This is a genomic window from Paenibacillus sp. sgz302114 (assembly GCF_056120345.1).
Map to the genome: position 1 here is coordinate 456,169 of NZ_JBVYOI010000001.1, position 19,927 is coordinate 476,095.

At 51.1% G+C, this 19,927-nt stretch carries 18 protein-coding genes; 15 read left to right on the forward strand and 3 right to left on the reverse strand.

Translation table 11 applies throughout. From position 1 onward, the window contains the following. The first annotated feature begins 20 nt into the window (after positions 1-20). The 5 genes from AC0LWF_RS02070 (at position 21) to AC0LWF_RS02090 (ending at position 5,360) form a co-directional block, all read left to right on the forward strand. The gene (locus AC0LWF_RS02070) at positions 21-2,192 is read left to right on the forward strand and encodes a SpoIID/LytB domain-containing protein (protein ID WP_474649908.1); all 2,172 of its coding nucleotides are present in this window, start codon (positions 21-23) and stop codon (positions 2,190-2,192) included. A gap of 9 nt (positions 2,193-2,201) precedes the next feature. Further along, a complete protein-coding gene (gene queA / locus AC0LWF_RS02075; protein WP_474649909.1) occupies positions 2,202-3,248 on the forward strand; it encodes a tRNA preQ1(34) S-adenosylmethionine ribosyltransferase-isomerase QueA in 1,047 nt (348 codons plus the stop codon). A gap of 23 nt (positions 3,249-3,271) precedes the next feature. Then, positions 3,272-4,405, forward strand: a complete 1,134-nt coding sequence (tgt, locus tag AC0LWF_RS02080) for a tRNA guanosine(34) transglycosylase Tgt (RefSeq protein ID WP_474649910.1) — start codon at positions 3,272-3,274, stop codon at positions 4,403-4,405. Between the two features lie 24 nt (positions 4,406-4,429). Beyond that, positions 4,430-4,762: a preprotein translocase subunit YajC gene (gene yajC, locus AC0LWF_RS02085; RefSeq protein ID WP_474649911.1), complete on the forward strand. Its 333-nt coding sequence runs from the start codon at positions 4,430-4,432 to the stop codon at positions 4,760-4,762. 118 nt (positions 4,763-4,880) lie between these two features. Then, positions 4,881-5,360, forward strand: coding sequence for a DUF421 domain-containing protein (locus tag AC0LWF_RS02090; RefSeq protein WP_474649912.1), 480 nt, complete (start codon positions 4,881-4,883; stop codon positions 5,358-5,360). Positions 5,361-5,510: 150 nt separating this feature from the next. On the opposite strand, the gene AC0LWF_RS02095 is transcribed toward AC0LWF_RS02090, so the two are convergent. Together AC0LWF_RS02095 and AC0LWF_RS02100 are read right to left on the reverse strand one after the other, a co-directional pair. Next, the gene (locus tag AC0LWF_RS02095; protein ID WP_474649913.1) at positions 5,511-6,377 is read right to left on the reverse strand and encodes a phosphatase PAP2 family protein; all 867 of its coding nucleotides are present in this window, start codon (positions 6,375-6,377) and stop codon (positions 5,511-5,513) included. 110 nt (positions 6,378-6,487) lie between these two features. Continuing rightward, positions 6,488-6,889, reverse strand: coding sequence for a TIGR04086 family membrane protein (locus AC0LWF_RS02100; protein ID WP_474649914.1), 402 nt, complete (start codon positions 6,887-6,889; stop codon positions 6,488-6,490). Positions 6,890-7,052: 163 nt separating this feature from the next. Here AC0LWF_RS02100 and AC0LWF_RS02105 point away from each other — a divergent pair, with 163 nt between their 5' ends. Then, entirely contained in the window at positions 7,053-7,820 is a 768-nt protein-coding gene (locus tag AC0LWF_RS02105; protein ID WP_474649915.1) for a YetF domain-containing protein, read from the forward strand. Positions 7,821-7,880: 60 nt separating this feature from the next. Here AC0LWF_RS02105 and spoVB read toward each other — a convergent pair whose 3' ends face one another. Continuing rightward, positions 7,881-9,455 carry a stage V sporulation protein B gene (gene spoVB, locus AC0LWF_RS02110; RefSeq protein WP_474649916.1) on the reverse strand — a complete coding sequence of 525 codons (1,575 nt, stop codon included), beginning with the start codon at positions 9,453-9,455 and terminating at the stop codon, positions 7,881-7,883. A gap of 182 nt (positions 9,456-9,637) precedes the next feature. Here spoVB and AC0LWF_RS02115 point away from each other — a divergent pair, with 182 nt between their 5' ends. The 9 genes from AC0LWF_RS02115 (at position 9,638) to AC0LWF_RS02155 (ending at position 19,412) form a co-directional block, all read left to right on the forward strand. Continuing rightward, entirely contained in the window at positions 9,638-9,898 is a 261-nt protein-coding gene (locus tag AC0LWF_RS02115; RefSeq protein WP_474649917.1) for a post-transcriptional regulator, read from the forward strand. Between the two features lie 90 nt (positions 9,899-9,988). Beyond that, a complete protein-coding gene (gene secD, locus AC0LWF_RS02120; protein ID WP_474649918.1) occupies positions 9,989-11,251 on the forward strand; it encodes a protein translocase subunit SecD in 1,263 nt (420 codons plus the stop codon). Further along, positions 11,241-12,173: a protein translocase subunit SecF gene (gene secF / locus AC0LWF_RS02125; protein WP_474649919.1), complete on the forward strand. Its 933-nt coding sequence runs from the start codon at positions 11,241-11,243 to the stop codon at positions 12,171-12,173. Before secD ends, secF begins: the two co-directional genes overlap by 11 nt. Before the next feature lie 56 nt (positions 12,174-12,229). Beyond that, positions 12,230-13,141, forward strand: a complete 912-nt coding sequence (locus AC0LWF_RS02130) for a cation diffusion facilitator family transporter (protein ID WP_474649920.1) — start codon at positions 12,230-12,232, stop codon at positions 13,139-13,141. A gap of 54 nt (positions 13,142-13,195) precedes the next feature. Next, positions 13,196-15,604 carry a single-stranded-DNA-specific exonuclease RecJ gene (recJ, locus tag AC0LWF_RS02135; RefSeq protein ID WP_474649921.1) on the forward strand — a complete coding sequence of 803 codons (2,409 nt, stop codon included), beginning with the start codon at positions 13,196-13,198 and terminating at the stop codon, positions 15,602-15,604. 24 nt (positions 15,605-15,628) lie between these two features. Next, the gene (locus AC0LWF_RS02140; protein WP_474649922.1) at positions 15,629-16,141 is read left to right on the forward strand and encodes an adenine phosphoribosyltransferase; all 513 of its coding nucleotides are present in this window, start codon (positions 15,629-15,631) and stop codon (positions 16,139-16,141) included. A gap of 321 nt (positions 16,142-16,462) precedes the next feature. Beyond that, positions 16,463-18,649 carry a RelA/SpoT family protein gene (locus tag AC0LWF_RS02145; RefSeq protein ID WP_474649923.1) on the forward strand — a complete coding sequence of 729 codons (2,187 nt, stop codon included), beginning with the start codon at positions 16,463-16,465 and terminating at the stop codon, positions 18,647-18,649. 30 nt (positions 18,650-18,679) lie between these two features. Continuing rightward, complete coding sequence (gene dtd, locus AC0LWF_RS02150) at positions 18,680-19,123, forward strand: D-aminoacyl-tRNA deacylase (RefSeq protein ID WP_474649924.1); 444 nt, start codon at positions 18,680-18,682, stop codon at positions 19,121-19,123. A gap of 115 nt (positions 19,124-19,238) precedes the next feature. Next, positions 19,239-19,412 (forward strand): hypothetical protein, encoded by a 174-nt coding sequence (locus AC0LWF_RS02155; RefSeq protein WP_474649925.1) that lies wholly within the window; start codon positions 19,239-19,241, stop codon positions 19,410-19,412. Positions 19,413-19,927: the final 515 nt, after the last annotated feature.

The window sequence follows — 19,927 nt, forward strand, 5'->3', positions numbered from 1 at the left end:
CGAGGGGGATAATGAGGCCGATGAGTGGCGTTAACGTTCATACGAACGAGACGATGGAACCGGCACGAATGCTGTTTCGGATGCCGAAGACGATGCGAACGGTTACCGCGATTTTGGCTGGCGTAATTGGACTCTCCGTGTGGACGGCGCTTCCTTCTAATGGAGCGGCTGTTCCACATCTGGATACGATACGCGTTGGCATATTCCTGGATACGAGTAAGTATAAGCTGAATACCACTGCTGCATCATTTAGTTCGGCTGAGGCTATGCAGGTTGGCCTGAGATTGCCATCAGGGGTCATTCCGATGTTTCAGACGGGCAGCGGCGAGATGATCCGGTTCACGATGGATGATTACAAGCCAATGCTGCTTGAGTCGACCAACTACCAGACTGCGCTTGCTTTGTTGAAGCGGCTGAAGGCGATGGGCGGCTCGGGTATGATGACTACGACGAATGATCCAAGAGGGAAAGTGTATCAAATCGTTGAAGGCTCTTATTCTTCGGTTACCGAGGCGAAGGCGGCAGGCGACCGCTTTCTCAAAGACGCTACGGTTGCGAGCTACACCGGAAAGTCTAGCAATGCCGGCTTGATCGGCCCGCTGCATCTCGAGACAGGCATGACGTATACGTCGAAGAGCGAAGCTGTAAAAGCTGCGCAATCGCTCAGCGCGAGCGGAGCTGAAGCGTATGCGGCGCTCAAGCAGACTGGCAGTGCGGCTGCGGTGTACACGGTATTGATCGGTGCGGAGAGCGATCAGACGGCGCTTGGTAAAGCGAAGGCCGCGGCGCTGCAATCGAATCCTGCACTTGCGCTTCGTCAGACGGAAGCAGCGAGCGTCTACTCGCTTATCCGCGACGATTACACCACAGCGGAGTCCGCTTCTAAGCCGCCAGTAGCTCTCTATTCCGTTCCAGCAACAGGCGCGAAGCTATGGGTTTCTACGGTTGCAGGAGCAGGCATTAAGCTGACCGAGCGATACAATCGCAGCTATCGGGGAAGCTTTGAAGTGAGCGGCTTGAATAACAAGCTTGCTGTTATTAACGAGCTGCCATTCGAGCAATACGTATACGCAGTGGTTGGCGCAGAGATGCCTGCGTCTTGGCCGGCGGAAGCATTGAAGTCGCAAGCGATTGCGGCGCGTACATATGCCCTCTATCAAGGGTTTGGATTTCAAATTGCACATGTCGTCGATACGACGCTAAGTCAAGCCTATGGTGGCATTGGCTCTGAGAAGCCGACGACGATCGCTGCGGTAGATGCGACACGCGGGGAAGTTGCGATGTATAACGGCAAACTCATAGAGACCGTGTTCTCCTCGAGCGCTGGCGGTATGACGGCGGACTCCAAAGAAATTTGGGGAAGCGACATTGCCTATCTGAAGAGTGTCTCGAGCCCAGACACCGCATCAGAGAAAGGGCTCTACAAGTGGTACCGGATCGTTACTCCGAATGGAGCTGTCGGCTATATGCGAGAGGATCTGCTCGATCCGACGGACCAGCTCTCAGTGGCAGGACAACCTCTGTTGCGCGTCAAGACTAACGGCTCGAAAGTGCGTCCGATTCCGCTCATTCAAGAGGATACTCCAATCGTAGATTCGGTTAACGCCGGATCGCTTGTCGTTCAATTGGACAAGGTGACCCAGTCCAATGAAATGTCCTGGGTTCGCGGTACGTATTCAGCGGATGCGTTACTCAACCTTACGAAAGGTAAGCTGCAGAAACCGATTAGCGGTCGGATTTCGACTCTTGAGGTCAGCCAACGCGGCCCATCAGGCAGACCGACCGAAATTCAGGTTAACGGCCAGAAGCTGCAGGTCAAGAATCCCGATGGATATCGCTCCGCATTCGGCGGCTTGCCGAGTACGTTCTTTACGATTGATGAGACTGCGAGAGTAACTATGGCGGGGGCGGATTATGCGCTTCGCAATCGGCCGGAAGACAGCGGGACTGTCTATATCCAAGGCGGGGATGGCTCTGCACGAGAGTTGAAGGAGTCGAACTACTTCATTCTAAGCGGTGACGGGCAGGTTCGGGCAGCGACGAAGGATCCAGGCTACCGCTTTGTTGGCGGGGGCTATGGCCATGGCGTAGGTTTGTCCCAATACGGGGCTCGCGGATTGGCAGAGCTTGGGTATGACTATAAATATATTATGCAATACTACTACAAAGACGCGAAGATCGTTAAGGAATGACACTAAACTATGAATGTAAATGATTTTGATTTTGAACTGCCAGAGCAGTTGATTGCTCAGACGCCGCTAGTGGATCGAACCGCTTCGCGCCTGTTGACTCTAAACCATGCTACCGGTGATGTTGAGCATCATTCGTTCCCGCATCTTGCGGAGATGCTCCAAGAAGGCGATACGCTGATTCTCAATGATACACGCGTAATGCCTGCAAGGCTGATGGGCGTAAAGTCTGACACTGGCGCGAAGGTAGAGCTGCTGCTCCTCAAACAGCTTGAAGGCGACCGCTGGGAGACGCTTGCCAAGCCAGGCAAGCGGCTGAAGGTTGGCGCTCAGCTCTCATTCGGTGTCGACGGCCATGGCGAGCCGCTCCTTCGGGCGACAGTGGTTGCAGAAGGCGAAATGGGCGGACGCGAGATTGAGTTCCACTATGATGGCATATTTAATGAGCTGCTGGATCGCCTTGGCGAAATGCCGCTGCCGCCTTATATCAAGGAGCGGCTGGATGACCGCGAACGGTATCAGACGGTGTATGCGAAGCATGAAGGCTCGGCAGCTGCGCCGACAGCGGGACTTCACTTCACGAAGCCGTTTCTCGAGCAGCTGCAAGCGAAAGGCGTGCAGATCGGCTATATTACGCTTCATGTCGGGCTCGGGACGTTCCGTCCAATGTCAGTTGATACGATCGAAGAGCATACCATGCACTCGGAGTATTACGAGCTGAGCGAAGAGACAGCCGCGATGCTGCGAGCTGCGAAGGAGCGAGGCGGGCGAATTGTCGCCGTTGGCACAACTTCCTGCCGAACGCTTGAAACCGTTGCATCCCGGTTTACGTATGAAGACATACGGGCATGCAGCGGCTGGACCGATATCTTTATTTTTCCGGGCTATGAATTCAAGCTCGTGAACGCACTGCTGACCAACTTCCATCTGCCAAAGTCGACGCTCGTGATGCTTGTGAGCGCGCTGGCTGGTCGTACAGCTGTGATGAAGGCGTACAAGGAAGCGATTGAACAGGAATACCGGTTCTTCAGCTTCGGCGACGCGATGTTTATTTACTAGGAATAGAAAGAGGACGTGCTGCAGTGGCAATCACCTATGAATTAATTAAAACATGTAAACAAACAGGAGCGCGACTGGGCCGCGTGCATACGCCACATGGCGTCATTGAAACACCTACGTTCATGCCGGTCGGCACACAGGCAACGGTCAAGACGATCAGCCCGGAAGAGCTGAAGACGCTTGATGCCCACATCATTCTAAGCAATACATACCATCTGTTCATTCGCCCAGGACATGAGATCGTCCGCCAAGCTGGCGGGCTTCATAAGTTCATGAACTGGGACCGTCCAATTCTGACGGACAGCGGGGGCTTCCAAGTGTTCAGCCTTAGCAATATGCGCAAAATCAACGAAGAGGGCGTCGAGTTCCGCAGCCATCTGAACGGAGACAAGCTATTCATCTCACCTGAGAAAGCGATGGAGATTCAGAATGCGCTTGGCTCTGACATTATGATGGCGTTCGATGAATGCGCACCGTATCCGGCTGAGTACGACTATGTGAAGAAGTCTCTGGAACGGACGACGCGCTGGGCGGAACGGTGCCTCGCTGCACATGCCCGTCCGCAGGACCAAGCATTGTTCGCCATTGTTCAAGGCGGCATGTACGAAGACCTGCGCCGTCAGAGCGCACTTGAGTTGACTTCCATGGATTTCCCGGGGTATGCTATTGGTGGATTAAGCGTCGGAGAACCGAAGAATCTCATGTACAATGTTCTCGAATGTACGGTTCCTTTGCTTCCGACCAATAAGCCTCGTTATCTGATGGGCGTTGGCTCGCCTGATGCACTGCTTGACGGCTCAATTCGCGGTATCGACATGTTCGACTGCGTACTGCCGACGCGTATTGCACGCAACGGAACGACGATGACCAGCCAAGGACGCCTTGTCATCCGCAACGCTAAGTTCGCTGATGATTTTGGTCCGCTTGATCCGGAATGCAGCTGCTACACATGCACGAACTACTCGCGAGCGTATATCCGCCACTTGATTAAAGCAGATGAGACGTTTGGCATCCGCTTAACTACGATTCACAACCTGCACTTCCTGCTAGAGCTTATGCGTAATGTGCGTAAAGCGATTATGGAAGATAGGCTGCTTGATTTCCGTAATGAATTTTTTGAAGCTTATGGCTTGAACGAGAACAACAAAGGCTTTTAATTTGAGGAAAGAGGTGAATCATATATGTCAGCAGCATCCTTACTCCCATTTGTACTTATGTTTGCGGTATTCTATTTCCTATTAATTCGTCCACAGCAGCGCAAGTCGAAGCAGCGTAACTCCATGCTTGGCTCGCTCAAGAAGGGCGATAAGATCGTAACGATCGGCGGTATGCACGGTACGATCTTGGAAATTTCCGACGACAAGGTTGTATTGCGCGTGAACGACTCCACGAAGATTACGTTCGATCGTAGTGCAATCAATAACGTCATTTCGCAAAGTGCCGCTACTTCAGCGGTACAAGCCGAGCCTGTGGTTGAGAAGAAAGAAGAGAAGGCAGACAATATTAAAGCCTAACTCTTAAGGAAGTACATCGTTTTAAGCAAACGGCCCCGCCAGTTCACGCTGGTTGGGCCGTTTTTCTTATGTTAATTGAATTTATATGGTTCACTTGTACAATTTCTATAATGCTTCCATGAATCTTAAGCTTTTACCGAAAGGACAGCGACGGCCGTTTACACTTGGCATTGAGATTGCCCTGCGTACGCTGTCAGCTGTAGCATTCCTGCTTCTGATGACGAAATTGCTAGGGAAGAGACAGGTGACTGAGCTGTCCGTGTTCGAATATATTACGGGGATCACGATCGGGAACGTCGCAGCCTACATATCGCTTGACACCGATGCCCAGTGGTATTTGGGATTTCTCGCGCTTGGCGTGTGGGTTGCGGTCTCGCTTGGCATGGCGCAGCTGGACGATTATGGATCACTCTACCTTGATTTGTATGATGACAAAGTCAAAGTCAAAGTGCCCAAGTCGACGCAAAGCCAAGCAGCGCTGCTTGCTCAGCTGAAGAAGTGCGAAGCCGATATCGAAATGTATGGCCTGCTGACAGCAGACGAGAGCGAGAAGCTCAAATATGGCAGCTTGCTCGAAGCAGCTGCAGCATCTGATTGATGAAGTAAGGCCACTCATTTATCAGTAACAGTAAGTTATAGTAATAAATTGTTACTATAAACCGAAAAGACCGTTCCTTCTCACGTATCAGCTGGTTAATCGCAGCTGAGTTATGAGAGAGAACGGTCTTTCTATCGTCTTAAGAACGGCCTATTTGGCGTCTTCACGAAGGAACTGGACTTGTGCCGGGTTTGTTATCGATCGGCCACGGCGGCTGCGCTGTGCGAGTGTCAGCCTGCTCAGCTTCATCCCTACAGTCGATGCGACAGTAGCGAGTACAATACCGCCACACATATCGATCAGCCAGTGGATGCCTAGGTAGAAAATGGCGAAGATAATGATGCCTGCACAGATACAGCAGAACCAAGCCCAACGCTTAATGCCGGATCGAACTGCGAGAATGGCAAGCGTCACAGAAATGGATGTATGCAAGCTAGGGAAGCAGTTGTCCACACCGGACAGGGCACGATATTGATTCTCGAAATCTGGGAACACATCAAGCATCAGGAAACGGACATGCTGTGGATCATGCAGCCACACTTCGTTGACAGGCAGGAACAGATAGAACGGAATGGCTACTAGATAGTTAATCATGATCGCGTAGCAGATTGCGTAGAACATCATCCGGTCTTTGCTCCGGTTCGTATAAATGCCAATTGAAGCAATGAGCAGTGCCTGAAAGACGATAACATACATAAAGGCTAGAAATATCGTTAAGTATTTATTCTCGAAAGTGTGTTGAAGGGTGCTGACAAAATTGCCTTCGATGGACTGGAAGAATGTAGCGAAGTCATAAGATTGCGTCAAATTGCTTTCGATGCGAAGCTCTAATTTGTTGCAGAACAGTATTAAGATGACTGCTACGAAGTGAAGCATATATTTGCGATTGAAAATCATTTCTTTTAGAAATAAGCCTGCGACGGTGAATGGATTACGAGCAGCTCCAAACCAGATCAGCAGCGTCACGGTAATGGCCGTGTAGACTGCGACCGTCGTCATGTTGTCAAACAAAGTCATATTGCTTCCTTGCCTCCTAAAGGACTTCCGTTGTTGCGATTCGATCTAGTATAGCACACATAGCATGTCAGATGGTATTCCAAAAGTGCTCACAATCGGGACATGCTGCCTTAAGATCGTTTTGCATTTACGCCGATCATGCCGCCAAGTGCGCCGCTAAGCAGCGTTTCTACTAACATCGTGAAGGTCCGGCCGCTAATGCCTGTATTCGATGCAAGGAAACTGACGATAAGAATAAGGATGCCGTAGGCGATCCCGAGCAGCCCTCCATAATACCAGCCGCGCGTACCTGAGCGTTTGCCGGCCACGAAGCCGCCGGCAAGTGAAGAGCAGCCGTGGACGATTAAACTGAACATAGGAAGCTGAGCTTCTTGCATGCTGCCCCATCGCAGCATTGCAGACAGGAGCAGAGCGCCAAGTGCAAGCCATACGGAAGCATGCAGGATGCCGGATAGCATCGGCGAAGCCATGTGAACCTTTGGAACATTTTTCATGGCATTAATCGTTTTCATATACCTATCCCTCCAATTATTTACGAACCTGTTCTCGATTATTACAACATATGGTCAAGCTCTTATGTTTTATTACCATAAATTCGAATATCCCCCTTCGTATGATGGGATGTCCATCAGGTGACAATAGTTGTACTTTGACGGAAGCAGGAGGGCGATTACTATGGAATTTATGGAATTGACGTTCCGTACGCTTCTCATCTACGTTGTTGTTTTTCTCATCATGCGAATGATGGGGAAGCGGGAGATTGGCAAGCTGTCGGTGTTTGACCTTGTCATCTCTGTCATGATCGCCGAAATAGCGGTCTTTGTTATTGAAGATACGAAGCGGCCGGTGCTCGATGGTATTCTGCCGATGATCGTGCTGCTCGTGGTACAAATCGGTATCGCGCTAATCTCGTTAAAGAGCCGGAAGATGCGCATGTTGTTTGACGGCAAGCCGACCGTGCTTGTGGAGCGAGGGAAGCTGAACCGGGAAGCGATGCGCAAGCAGCGATATAATTTGGACGATTTGCTGCTTCAGTTCCGGGAGAATAAGACGAACATCGCTGATGTGGAATTCGCAATTTTGGAAACAACCGGGAAGCTCTCGATTATTCAAAAGGACCACAAAGCGCGTGGCACCTCAGAGCACGCGGGATCACAGGCCTCAAATCCAAATCCAAATCCAAATCCAAATTCAAATTCGGGATCATCATTTCCGAAGCCTTTTCCGCGAAATTATAAGTTTGAATCGCTGCCGGTTCCGCTCATTATGGACGGTGAAATTCAGAAGACGAATTTGGAGCAGCTCGGCAAGGATCGGTTTTGGCTGAACAATCAACTTAGGCAGCGGGGCATTATTGACGTAAAGCAGGTTTTTCTCTTGACGATTGACCACCGAGGCAAAATATTTCTGGATGCAAGGCGAACGAGAGGTCCGCGCAGGTAGTGTAGGTGAGTAAGTATCCGTTGACAGCATCGGCCGTTCTTGGTCGATGCTGCTGTGCGTTTACGGACGGAACCAGCGGCCTAGAAAAGGGATACGCGCAGCATCGTTGCGGTCAATGATCCGCATCATCACCATAAGGATCAAGTAAATAAGGATACCGGCGAAGCAAGCGGTAATGAGGTTCTGCCATAGTGCAGGGAGTGCTTGCAGATTCATGATCCATAACGAAGCGGCGCCCATGATGAACATGGCGGATCCGACTTTCAAAAAGTCGAGCAGCTGCATACTGAATCCAGTCGCTCGTACAACGCTGATCCAGTGGAGAACCGTGACGAGCACGATGTTGACGTTTATGGCGATGAGTGCGCCATAAATGCCGAGCGACGGCTGCGAAGCGAGCTCTATGATGAGAACTAGCTTCACGACGGCTCCGATGAAGGTGTTCATAAGCGCGGTAGCAGGCTTGTCAAGCGCTTGAAGCGCAGCCTGCAGCGGGGCTTGCATGTAGATAAACAACCCGACAGGCGCAATCCACTTCAGCATTGGCGCGATCTCAACATGGTTGTATAACACGCGGCAGATTGGCTCTGCGAACAAGATCATGACGACAACGAATGGCGCACCGGTGACGAGGGAGAGCCGCATGGACTGGTGAAGCCGCTTATGAATAGTCGTCTTGTCTCCTTTGGCAGCAGCCTCTGACAGCGTTGGCACTAGGGAGACGGCAAGGGAGTAGGTAAGTGCAGTCGGGAGAAGCAGAATGGGGATGATCATCCCTTGGAGCGCTCCATATTGCGCGGTTGCGGCGCTTGTTGCAATGCCGGCTGCGAACAAGGCGCGAGCGGTTAAGATGGACTCAAGCAGATAAGAGAACGAGCCAATCATTCGGCTGGCGGTAACCGGAACCGATAAGTTAATCAGTTTGCGCATGACCGGCTCGCGCTTGGAGGGTCGAGCGGCGCCATCTTCCTCATGAATAATCGCCAGCTTCACGCGCTTACGGTCGCTTGCATACTGCCAGAGTAGAATAGCGAAGCCTGCGACCTCACCCGCCACAACGCCGAGCATCGCGCCTGCGGCACCCCATTCAAGCCCATAAGGCAATAGCATCTTGGCAAATAATAGCGCGAATATAATCCGTATAATCGTCTCGATTATTTGTGATAGCGCAGTCGGAATCATATTCGCTTTCCCTTGAAAGTAGCCACGGTAGACCGAGGAGACTCCAATAATAATAAGAAGCGGGGACATCATACGCAGCGTCTGATAGACACGATGATCCGTCATGAGGTGCGTTGATATCCAAGGAGTAAGAATGATAAACAGCAAGGTCAGCAGCACCGACAAGCCGACTGTGAGCGCCATCGCTGCGCGAAAAACTTGCTTCACTCGCTTCGAATCGCCGTCTGATTCAGCTTCTGCGATCCACTTCGCAACCGCTAGCGGAATACCTCCCGTAATAAAGGTGAGCAGCACGATGAGGAAAGGATAGCCGAGCTGGTAAAGTCCGACGCCCTCGACGCCGATAATTCTAGGAAGTGCAATTCTCGGCACGAATGCAAGGAGTCGATTTACGACTCCAGCAACGAGTAATATGAGTGCGCCCTTAATAAACGTTTGCTTCGTCACGGTCATTTCCTCTCCCTTACCCTGGTTCCTGGAATTACGCACGACATGTCCTTGTTCTCATGCTTATGCGCAGCATGTCCGCGATCATGCAGTCATTTTTTCGGGTAGGAGCAGTTTGGGCAGGAAAAGTGTGACAGAGCAGCGAAATAGTAGAGATATGGAAATCAGTGTAAGGAGGCCCGAAGATTATGACAGGCGATAATGAGCCATTAACAAGCGAAGAGTGGGTCGCGTCCATCGAAAATTTATGTCAAAGCAAAGCTGAAGAGTTTCGCATGATTGGCTACGAGTATGTTTCAGGCAGCGATGTTTGGGAATGCGTAAATGATCGGTACAAGAAGACTGGGCAGCCTGCGATGCACCAGGTCGTAAATGACATTTTATCGCTCAAAGTGACAAAATTTATGAACTTTATGACGATTAGTGCCTATAAAGGAACCCATTTTTAACAGATGGGCTCTTTTTTTTGACTCGTTTTTGAGGCATCGTTATAATAGGAATGTTGACACAAGAGAACTTAAGGGGGAAATGAGGGTATTATGAAGCGTCTGTTAGCATTCATAATCATCGTCGTCGTATCTGTCGGCGTTGTTGCTGGGACAAGCAATTGGCTTTTCCATGATGTAAAGCTAGGGCTTGATTTAAAAGGTGGCTTTGAAATTCTGTATGAAGCTAAGCCTATCGAGCCTGGCGGTAAAGTAACGAAAGATTCCTTGATCGAAACGGCCAAGAGTCTTGAATCTCGTGCAAATGCTACAGGCGTAGCGGAACCGGAAGTGACAACGGAGGGCTCAAACCGTATCCGTGTTAAGATTGCCGGCGTTTCCGATGAGGCTAAAGTTCGTGACATTCTTAAGAAGCCAGCTGAGCTGACATTCCGCAGTTCTGACGGCTGCGCCGCTGACAAAGGCTACTGTAAAGTCGAGCTTCGCGGTAGCGATTTCAAACAGAACGGCGCTGACGTTCAACAAACGAACCTCGGTGAGTACGAAATTACAATTAAGCTGAAAAGCGCGAAGCAATTCGCTGAAGTGACTGGTAAAATCGCGAAGCTCGCTCCAAATAACCAATTGGCGATTTACCTTGACGATAAGTTGCTGTCAGCACCGAATGTAAACGGTGAAATCAACAGCACGGATGCTTCGATCACGGGTAACTTTACCCGTGACGAAGCGAACAATCTGAAGAATACGATTAACCTTGGTGCACTCCCGCTGAACCTGACAGAGAAGTACACGCAAAGTGTAGGCGCTACTCTCGGTAAGCTGAGTTTGCAGGAAACTTTGTTTGCAGGCGCTATCGGTACGGTGCTCATACTGCTCTTCATGATGATTTTCTATCGTTTGCCGGGTATCGTCGCAAGCTTCTCGATTATCGTCTATATTTGGCTGCTGCTGCTTGGCTTCAACTTGATTGGGGCAACGCTTACGCTGCCGGGTATTGCGGCATTCATCCTCGGTATCGGTATGGCCGTTGACGCCAATATCATTATGGCTGAGCGGATTAAAGAGGAAATGCGCAGCGGCAAGAGCATTATGTCCTCGCAAAAAGCAGGCTCGAAGCATTCGTTCCGTACGATCATTGATGCGCACGTTACGACATCTATCGCAGCGCTCGTGTTGTTCTTTATCGGTGTAGGTTCTGTTAAAGGCTTCGCGGTTATCCTGCTTCTCAGTATCGTCATCAGTATCTTGACTAACGTGTTCTTCTCGCGTCTGCTTCTGTCTCTCATCATTCGCAGCGGCTTGATTAAGAAGAAATCCTTATTCGGTGTGAAGGAGAGTGAAGTACGTGCGCTTTAGTGGATTTGCACAAGTATCCGAAGGTAAATTCAATTTTGTAGAGAAGGCTCGTTACTTCTTTATTTTCTCGATTATCATTACAATTCTCGGTATCGTTACGCTCGGTGTCTTCGGCCTGAACTATGGCGTTGACTTCCGTGCAGGCTCCAGTGTAGATATTGCGCTCAAGAAGGATCTGTCGGGACAAAAGGCAGAGATTGAGAAATATCTTAGTGATGGCGGGTTCGGCAAGCCTGGTCTTACTGTCGGCTCCAATCGTGTAACGATTCGTTTCGATGATGTGCTTACCGATGCGAAGGAGAAGGAGCTTAAGGCAGGCTTCTCCGAAAAATTCGATAAAGAAGCGTCGATGGAGGTTAACACCGTTGACGTTGAAATCGCCAAAGAGCTTCAAACGAATGCACTCAAAGCGGTGCTCGTTGCAAGTATCGGTATCGTCATCTATGTCAGCATTCGTTTCGAATGGCGCTTCGCTGTAGCAGCGATTGTCGCTTTGCTGCATGACGCGTTTATCGTAATAAGCTTGTTCTCGATCTTCCGGTTGGAAGTGAACCTGCCGTTCATTGTCGCGGTGCTGACCATTATCGGTTATTCGATTAACGATACCATCGTTATCTTCGACCGGATCCGCGAGAACTTGCGGTTTGCGAAGCTTAAGACCCCTGCGGATGTGGCGAAGGTCGTGAACGTCAGTATCTGGCAAACGCTTGTCCGTTCGATCAATACGGTTATGACGGTCGTTGTAGCGGCGCTGTGCTTGCTCATCTTCGGCTCCGAATCTATTAAGCTGTTCTCGCTTGCCATTCTGTTCGGTCTTGTGAGTGGCGCGTATTCTTCGATCTTCATTGCGAGCCCGCTCTGGCTTCTTCTGAAGAACAAACAAAAACCGAAGCCAGCAGTCAAGTCTCCGGCTGCTTCGTAGTATAGTAGGATAGAGGACAATCAAAGACCATTAAAGTCAACCCATAGGAGGCGTCCATGTCAGCGAACCAACGTTATGCCAATGCAGAGTCTGCCGCATGGACAGGGCTAATCGGCAATGTCTGTATCGCAGCAGTTAAAGGCGGGATCGGCTTATGGTCAGGCAGCAGAGCGCTGCTTGCAGACGCTTGCCGATCTGCGTCAGACGCAGCCGCATCGTTCGTCTCCTTAACAGGTGTCCGCAGATGCAGGCAGCTAGGCTCTCCTCATGCTCCGGTTCCGCCTTCCAAGGGTCGTTTGGAAGCAGGCTCGGGCATGGTGGCATCCTTGCTGCTCATGATCGTCGGGCTCGAAATTGGCATCTCGGCAATTAAATCGATTGCCGACGGTGTTGATGACGGACCGAGCTGGCCTGCAGCCGTCGTCGTCATGTTAGCTTTTCTGATTAAGGAAGTCCGGTTCCCAATGAAAGAACGTGGAGCCGACCTGTACGCATCGGTAGCAGCGCTTGTCGGTACTGGTGGCGCTATGCTGGGGAAGCCGCTTCATATCCCGGTCTTATACTATTTTGATCCGGCGGCTTCGCTCATCATCGTTGTCATCGTGTTCACTAGCGGCTTTCGTGTCGCATCCGCATCTGTCATGCGCAGCCGATACCTGGAAGTCGAGCCTGCGGACATGTCCGAGGTGAAGGCAGTTGTGCAGCGCATGGAAGGTGTAATCAACGTCGAAGTGCTTCGCGCTCGCGAGCATGGTCACTACGCCGTTGCGGAAGTTGTCATTAGCGTGAATCCGCGTATCTCCGTACTCGAAGGCAATGAAATTGCCAAACGAGTCAAATATTTCTTAATGAAGCGGTTCAGCCATATGACGGAAGTGACGGTCCATGTTGAGCCTTACGATCCAGGATATCCATACAAAACAAATCATGAAGTAAGTCAAGAACAAATCCCGACGCTACTGCAATAGCAGCAGCGTTCGTTTTTTTTTGTACTCATGCTCAGAAAGGAGGAATCTGCGAATATGATTCAATCAAGAACCAGATGGAGCATCGCTGCGCTTGATATCGAAGGGGAAGCTCGGGCGGCGGCGCTTGCGAGAACGTTGTCGCTGACACCGCTGGTCGCAAGGCTGCTCGTGCAGCGTGGGTATGATCGTGTGGAGAGCGCCAAACAGTTTCTGAGCGGAGGCACGGAGTGCCTGCACGATCCGTTCCTGCTTAAAGGGATGGAAGCTGCCGCAGCACGTATTCATCAAGCCATTGAACGCGGTGAACGTGTGCGGATCTACGGCGATTACGACGCGGACGGTGTCTCTTCCACGACATTAATGACTTACCTGTTTCAGCGGCTCGAGCTGAATTTCGACCACTATATTCCGCATCGAACGCGGGAAGGCTATGGCCTAAATAAAGCGGCGCTCGAAGCTTCCGCTGCAGCAGGTGTAACTCTGATCGTAACGGTAGATACTGGAATTAGTGCTGTAGACGAAATTGCATATGCGAATGAGCTTGGTATTGATGTTATCGTCACGGACCATCATGAGCCGCCGCATGTGCTGCCAAGCGCCTACGCAATTGTGAACCCGAAGCAGGAAGATTGCGAGTATCCATTCAAAGGGCTTGCGGGTGTAGGTGTCGCTTTCAAGCTCGCGACAGCTATCTTAGGCGAACCGCCGCTTGAGTGGACAGATGTCGTCGCTCTCGGGACAATCGCCGATTTAATGCCGCTGACGGATGAGAATCGGGTGCTGGTCAGATTCGGTATTGAACAGCTTCGTTTAACCGATAAACCGGGCTTCCGCGCGCTTGCAGAGGTCGGTGGCATAGAGCTTGCCAATCTGACGGCGACGAATGTTGCATTCGGCATGGCGCCGCGCATTAATGCTGCAGGCCGTCTCGAGCACGCGAATCTCGCGGTTGAGCTGCTTACAGCCGGTAATGATGAATCGGCAGCAGCCGGGGCATTAACGCTCGACAACTTGAACCGTGAGCGCCAACAGATTGTCGAGGACATTGTGCAGGAAGCGGAGCATATGTGGGAGGACAAATGCAGTTCTGCCGCAGCTGCCGGCAAGCCGGCGCCTTCGGTCATCGTGCTGGCAGGCGCAGGCTGGAATGCTGGCGTCGTCGGTATTGTCGCATCTAAGTTTGTGGAGAAGTATTATAAGCCGACGCTCATTCTTGGCCTTGATGTAGAGACCGGTAAATGCAAAGGCTCGGCTCGTTCAATTGATGGCTACGATCTTCACGCAGCGCTGACGGCATGCGATGAGCTGCTCGATCATTACGGTGGTCATCAAGCTGCAGCGGGGATGACCCTATACAGCAGCAACTTGGAGCCTTTTGAAGAGCTTCTGAGTAAGCTAGCGGATGAATGGCTGACCGAAGAAGACTGGATTCCGAAGACGACGATCGACCTTTCATGCAAGATAGAAGACGCGACGATTAAAGTCCGGGAACAATTGGCACAGCTTGAGCCGTTCGGTGCAGGCAATTCGGCGCCGAAGCTGCTCCTGCATGGCATTACGGTCGCCGACCGCAAGGCTATGGGCAAGGAGAGTAAGCACCTAAAGCTGTCTGTCAGCGGTCAAGGAAAGCTGCTGGACGCGGTGAGCTTCGGCAGCGGGCATCTGACTGACCGATTGTCGCATGGCGCAGCAATTGAGCTGGTAGGCGAGCTATCGGTGAACGAATGGAATGGCCAGCGTAAAGCGCAGTTTATGATAAACGATATGCGTATCCCGCAAATTCAGTTGTTTGACAAGCGTGCCGATGTAGGCAGCGAATCTATTCGACTGCTAGGCAAAGTACTGAAGTCGGCCGCTTTCACCGAAGGGATTATCGTTGTACCGAATGAAACTTGGATGGAAGCTGCCCTGTCGTACGGGGAAGAAGTAACAATTTCTCAACAGGTTCAGCTCTTGACATATGAGGCACTTATAGCGCAAAGTGTACGATGTCCACATTTATTTGTACTTGGCAGACCGGCTTCCGCAGAGAAGCTGGCGCTGTCGCTGGCAGCATGTCAGCAGCTCGAAACGGTCCATTTGCTGTATGACAGCAGCAATGGAAAGTTCGACTTTCCGACGCGTGAGCAGTTCGGCCAATTGTACCAACTGCTTCGCCGTGATTGTCCAATAGCGGAAGTGAGCTGCACGCAGCAATTGGCTGCGAAGCTGAACTTGCCTGCGTCCACAATCGCACTCATGCTCCGCGTATTCACAGAGCTTGAGTTTATCAGATTGGAAGCAGGGCTCCTTGAATTGCTCCCAGTAACGGTGAAGCGAGAGCTGTCGCACGCCAAGGTATACCGCGAGGCGCAGCATGAAGCTGAATCGAACGAAATATTGTACGCATCAGCGAAGGAAATGACAGAGTGGATACAAGCTGCTGTGTCTTTGCATGGACATGAGAAGGCATCATCATTTTAAACGAAACGAAGGAGTCGGTATTTCATGAATTATAAGGATTACATTCGCATCATTCCGGACTTCCCGCAACCGGGTATCCGCTTTAAAGACATTACGACATTGACGAACAACGGTCCGGTATACGCATCTGCAATCGACGCACTCAAACAAGCAGTGGCTGACAAGCAGATCGACCTAGTTGCAGGTCCGGAAGCACGCGGATTCATTATCGGCGCGCCGCTTGCAATCTCGCTTGGTGCGGGCTTCGTTCCAATCCGCAAGAGCGGCAAGCTGCCTGGCGAGGTGGTTGAGGCAGCTTACGATCTTGAATATGGCAAAGACAAGCTTGCCATTCATAAAGATGCAATCAAGCCTGGCCAGCGCGTTCTCATTGCTGATGATCTGCTGGCAACTGGCGGTACAATTGCTACGTCGATCAACCTTATTCGTCAGCTTGGCGGCGAAGTGGTAGGCTCGGCGTTCCTGATTGAGCTCGGCTACCTGGACGGTCGTACGAAGCTTGATGGCATCGACATTTTCTCACTGATTACCTACTAAGCAATAGCTACTTACGTGACACCGGACTAAAGGGGCAGAGGCCTGCAGTAGTCCGGTTTTCCTTATTTAGCGAAGTTGATCGATAGAGGGATCTGCTTCCAGAGCATACAGCATTCGGGTTATTTCGGCAGTATTCATCAGCGAGTCCGCCCGGAATGAACGGCACAGGGGCTCCGGAGGTTGACGTAAAGGCTTGATAACAGGCATAATAATAGGAAAAACTCGGGCTACCCTATTATTTTTTACAGGGCATACATGACTTTAAGAATTGGGAAGTAAATCGCGCTGCTTTAGGGGCGCGCTTTTCCGGAAAGGACATTCATGGGCATAGAGCAATTACTCGACAAAGCATCGACCTATTTGAAGGAACAAGATTTGACACGGATCAAGGAAGCTTACGAATTTGCCGATCAGGCCCATCACGGGCAAGTGCGCAAATCGGGAGAGCCGTATATTTTACATCCTGTCGCGGTTGCAGAAATTCTCGTCAACATGCAAATGGATGTGTTGTCGATTATTGCTGCACTCCTTCATGATGTCGTGGAAGATACAACTGTTCCGCTTGAAGAGGTTCGGTCCCGGTTCGGAGATGCTTGCGCTGCTGTCGTCGATGGCCTGACCAAGCTGGAGAAGATCAAGTTCCGCTCGAAGGAAGAGCAGCAGAACGAGAACTACCGCAAAATGTTCGTCGCGATGGCACAGGACATACGCGTTATTCTCATTAAGCTTGCAGACCGCCTTCATAATATGCGGACGCTTAAATATCAATCCGAAGAAGCCCAGCGACGTGTTGCTTATGAGACGCTGGAGATTTTCTGCCCCATTGCCCACCGACTCGGTATGTCGGCAATCAAGTGGGAGATGGAGGACATCGCGCTTCGTTACTTGAATCCGCAGCAGTACTACCGAATTGCCAACCTCATGAAGAAGAAGCGGGCAGAACGGGAGCAGTACATTGCCGATGTCATTGGCCGGATTCGCGAGAAGCTTGAAGATATGGGCATCGAAGGCGACATTTCGGGCCGTCCTAAGCACATTTACAGCATCTATAAGAAGATGACCGCGCGCAGCAAGCAGTTTAACGAGATTTATGATTTGCTTGCGATTCGGATCATTGTTGACGGTATCAAAGATTGTTACGCTACGCTTGGCATCATCCATACGCTATGGAAACCGATGCCTGGCAGGTTCAAAGACTATATCGCTATGCCAAAAGCGAACATGTACCAGTCGCTCCACACGACAGTCATTGGACCAACTGGGGAGCCGACGGAGGTTCAAATCCGCACATGGGATATGCACCGCACTTCGGAGTTTGGTATCGCTGCGCACTGGGCGTACAAGGAAGGCGGCGTTGTGCCAGCTGGTTCCTTCGAGGATAAAATGACATTGTTCCGCGAAATTATCGAGCTGCAGAACGACGCAAGCGACGCATCGGAGTTCGTGGAATCGCTCAAGATGGATTTCTTCTCGGATCTTGTATTCGTCTTCACGCCGAAGGGCGAAGTGTTCGAGCTGCCTGCAGGGTCGGTTCCGCTTGATTTTGCCTATCGTGTCCATACCGAGGTCGGCAATCGGACAATCGGCTCGAAGGTGAATGGACGGATCGTTCCGTTAGATTACAAGCTCAAGACCGGCGATATCGTGGAGATTCTGACATCGAAGCATTCGTACGGTCCTAGCCAGGACTGGGTCAAGATTGCCCAATCTTCGCATGCTCGCAACAAGATCAAGCAGTGGTTCAAGAAAGAGAAACGCGAAGAGAACGTGCTCAAGGGCCGCGATCTGATCGAACGCGAGCTTAAGCGACTCGGGCTCGAACCGTCTAGCTTTATGTCGGATTCGCAGCTTCAAGAAGCGGCGCTTAAATTCACGTTTAACGATAATGATGATATGCTGTCGGCTGTCGGCTTTGGCGGCATCACTGCAGCTCAGATCTGTACGAAGCTGACGGAGAAAATGCGCCGTGAAGCTGAGGAAGCGAACCAGATCGAACTGACGAACGAGATGAAAGAAGTGAAGTCAGCGCCGGCGCATCAGCGCAAATCGCGACCAACGCATGGCGTTGTCGTGAAAGGCGTCGACAATCTGCTCGTTCGGTTTGCCCGCTGCTGTAACCCCGTACCGGGTGATGTGATCGTCGGTTACATTACACGCGGACGCGGCGTCTCCGTTCACCGGATGGATTGCCTCAATCTCACTTCAAGCGCTGAGGGCGAAGAAGCTGCTCGTATGATTGAAGTCGAATGGGAGCAGTCGGTTGAAGCGAATTACAGCGTCGACATTGAAATTACGGGACATGATCGTCCAGGCTTGCTCAATGAAGTGCTGCAGGCTGTATCGGAGAGCAAAACGAATATTTCCGCGGTATCCGGCCGTTCGGACAAGAATAAGCTGGCGATGATTCATATGACCGTGCTTATCCGCAACATTGAACATTTGGGAGCTGTAGTGGAGCGCATCAAACGGGTGAAGGATATTTATTCTGTTCAGCGGATCATGCAGTAGCTAGTTTTATCAAAGGGGAATTCATCAGGCATGAAAGTAGTTGTACAGCGAAGTAAAGGAGCTTCCGTCGTCATTAATGGCGAGACGGTCGGCTCCATTGATAAAGGGCTTGTCTTGCTCGTGGGCATTACTCATGAGGATAAAGCAACAGATATGAAGTGGATGGCAGACAAAATTGCGGGACTCCGGATCTTCGAAGATGAGTCGGGCAAAATGAATCTGTCGGTCCAGGATATCGGCGGAGCCATCCTTTCTGTTTCCCAATTTACAGTTTACGGTGATTGCCGCAATGGCAGACGTCCTAACTTCATGGCAGCTGCTCGTCCGGAGCAGGCAGAGCCATTGTATGAAGCGTTCAATGCAGCTCTTCGCAGCACGGGATTGACTGTTGAGACAGGGCAGTTCGGCGCGGATATGGACGTATCGCTGACGAATTGGGGACCGGTTACTTTGATTGTAGAATCAAAGGCTTAAGCAGAGTAGCGGTAAGCAAGGCTCGGATATGTGTTAGAAATGGGCAAAGCGGGCAAAACTAGAAACCTAGAAGCATGCAAGCTAGATGTGTGCAAAAGGTGGAGGGATACTCGCAATGCATCAATCGCGTAAAGAGCAAGGGTATGAGCGCGTTTCGCGCAGAATACTTCATGCAGACCGCCGCGAGGCGTTGATTTTCTCGGAGATGGAAGAGGATATAGAGGCTGCAGCCGAGTTTGGCGGCGGCGCCATGCCGATGCGGAGGGGTGGGGCTCCTAAAACCCCCTAACATCTACACCCCCTAAATCCGGATGAAAACCCCCTAAATCCCCCTCACCAGGGGGACCCCAAGGGTTTGCCAACCCTCTGGACACCCGGAACTTGGGAACGTTGGTGCTGCAGAGGAGCGCTCGCGAGGTGGTTTTAGTGCTGGGCCTCGCTTTCGTCCCTGCCGGGACACGCTTAACGTTAGGTGGTGTTTAGCGACCAGGTGTCCCTGCGGGACCATGGGAACGAACTGTGATACAGTGGCGCATTTGTGTGAAATGCGTGCTTGGCTCGCTTTACGTCCCTGTCGGGACCCGCTCTACGTTTGCGCGGATTTGGTTACCAGGTGTCGTTGCACTCCATGGTAACCTGGTGGCCCGCATGTAATAGCGGGAGAAGTTGGTTATGCGCTTTGGCAGTGGTTGTCGAAAGTTAGGGAATGGACAAGAAATCGCTTTATTTTTTGTAATATAACTGTAACTTGTTTTCAATCTTTCTCTAACATGGTCGGCCTATAATAATAGGCGACCCCCTTTT

Excerpts from the sequence above, each read along its gene's own strand:
- AC0LWF_RS02115 (WP_474649917.1), top strand. The coding sequence starts at position 9,638 with ATGACAGGCGATAATGAGCCATTAACAAGCGAAGAGTGGGTCGCGTCC.
- spoVB (WP_474649916.1), bottom strand. The coding sequence starts at position 9,455 with ATGACCGTGACGAAGCAAACGTTTATTAAGGGCGCACTCATATTACTC.
- queA (WP_474649909.1), top strand. The coding sequence starts at position 2,202 with ATGAATGTAAATGATTTTGATTTTGAACTGCCAGAGCAGTTGATTGCT.
- AC0LWF_RS02100 (WP_474649914.1), bottom strand. The coding sequence starts at position 6,889 with ATGAAAACGATTAATGCCATGAAAAATGTTCCAAAGGTTCACATGGCT.
- AC0LWF_RS02095 (WP_474649913.1), bottom strand. The coding sequence starts at position 6,377 with ATGACTTTGTTTGACAACATGACGACGGTCGCAGTCTACACGGCCATT.
- AC0LWF_RS02090 (WP_474649912.1), top strand. The coding sequence starts at position 4,881 with ATGAATCTTAAGCTTTTACCGAAAGGACAGCGACGGCCGTTTACACTT.
- AC0LWF_RS02155 (WP_474649925.1), top strand. The coding sequence starts at position 19,239 with ATGCATCAATCGCGTAAAGAGCAAGGGTATGAGCGCGTTTCGCGCAGA.
- secD (WP_474649918.1), top strand. The coding sequence starts at position 9,989 with ATGAAGCGTCTGTTAGCATTCATAATCATCGTCGTCGTATCTGTCGGC.
- AC0LWF_RS02130 (WP_474649920.1), top strand. The coding sequence starts at position 12,230 with ATGTCAGCGAACCAACGTTATGCCAATGCAGAGTCTGCCGCATGGACA.
- AC0LWF_RS02140 (WP_474649922.1), top strand. The coding sequence starts at position 15,629 with ATGAATTATAAGGATTACATTCGCATCATTCCGGACTTCCCGCAACCG.
- recJ (WP_474649921.1), top strand. The coding sequence starts at position 13,196 with ATGATTCAATCAAGAACCAGATGGAGCATCGCTGCGCTTGATATCGAA.
- AC0LWF_RS02145 (WP_474649923.1), top strand. The coding sequence starts at position 16,463 with ATGGGCATAGAGCAATTACTCGACAAAGCATCGACCTATTTGAAGGAA.
- AC0LWF_RS02070 (WP_474649908.1), top strand. The coding sequence starts at position 21 with ATGAGTGGCGTTAACGTTCATACGAACGAGACGATGGAACCGGCACGA.
- yajC (WP_474649911.1), top strand. The coding sequence starts at position 4,430 with ATGTCAGCAGCATCCTTACTCCCATTTGTACTTATGTTTGCGGTATTC.
- AC0LWF_RS02105 (WP_474649915.1), top strand. The coding sequence starts at position 7,053 with ATGGAATTTATGGAATTGACGTTCCGTACGCTTCTCATCTACGTTGTT.
- dtd (WP_474649924.1), top strand. The coding sequence starts at position 18,680 with ATGAAAGTAGTTGTACAGCGAAGTAAAGGAGCTTCCGTCGTCATTAAT.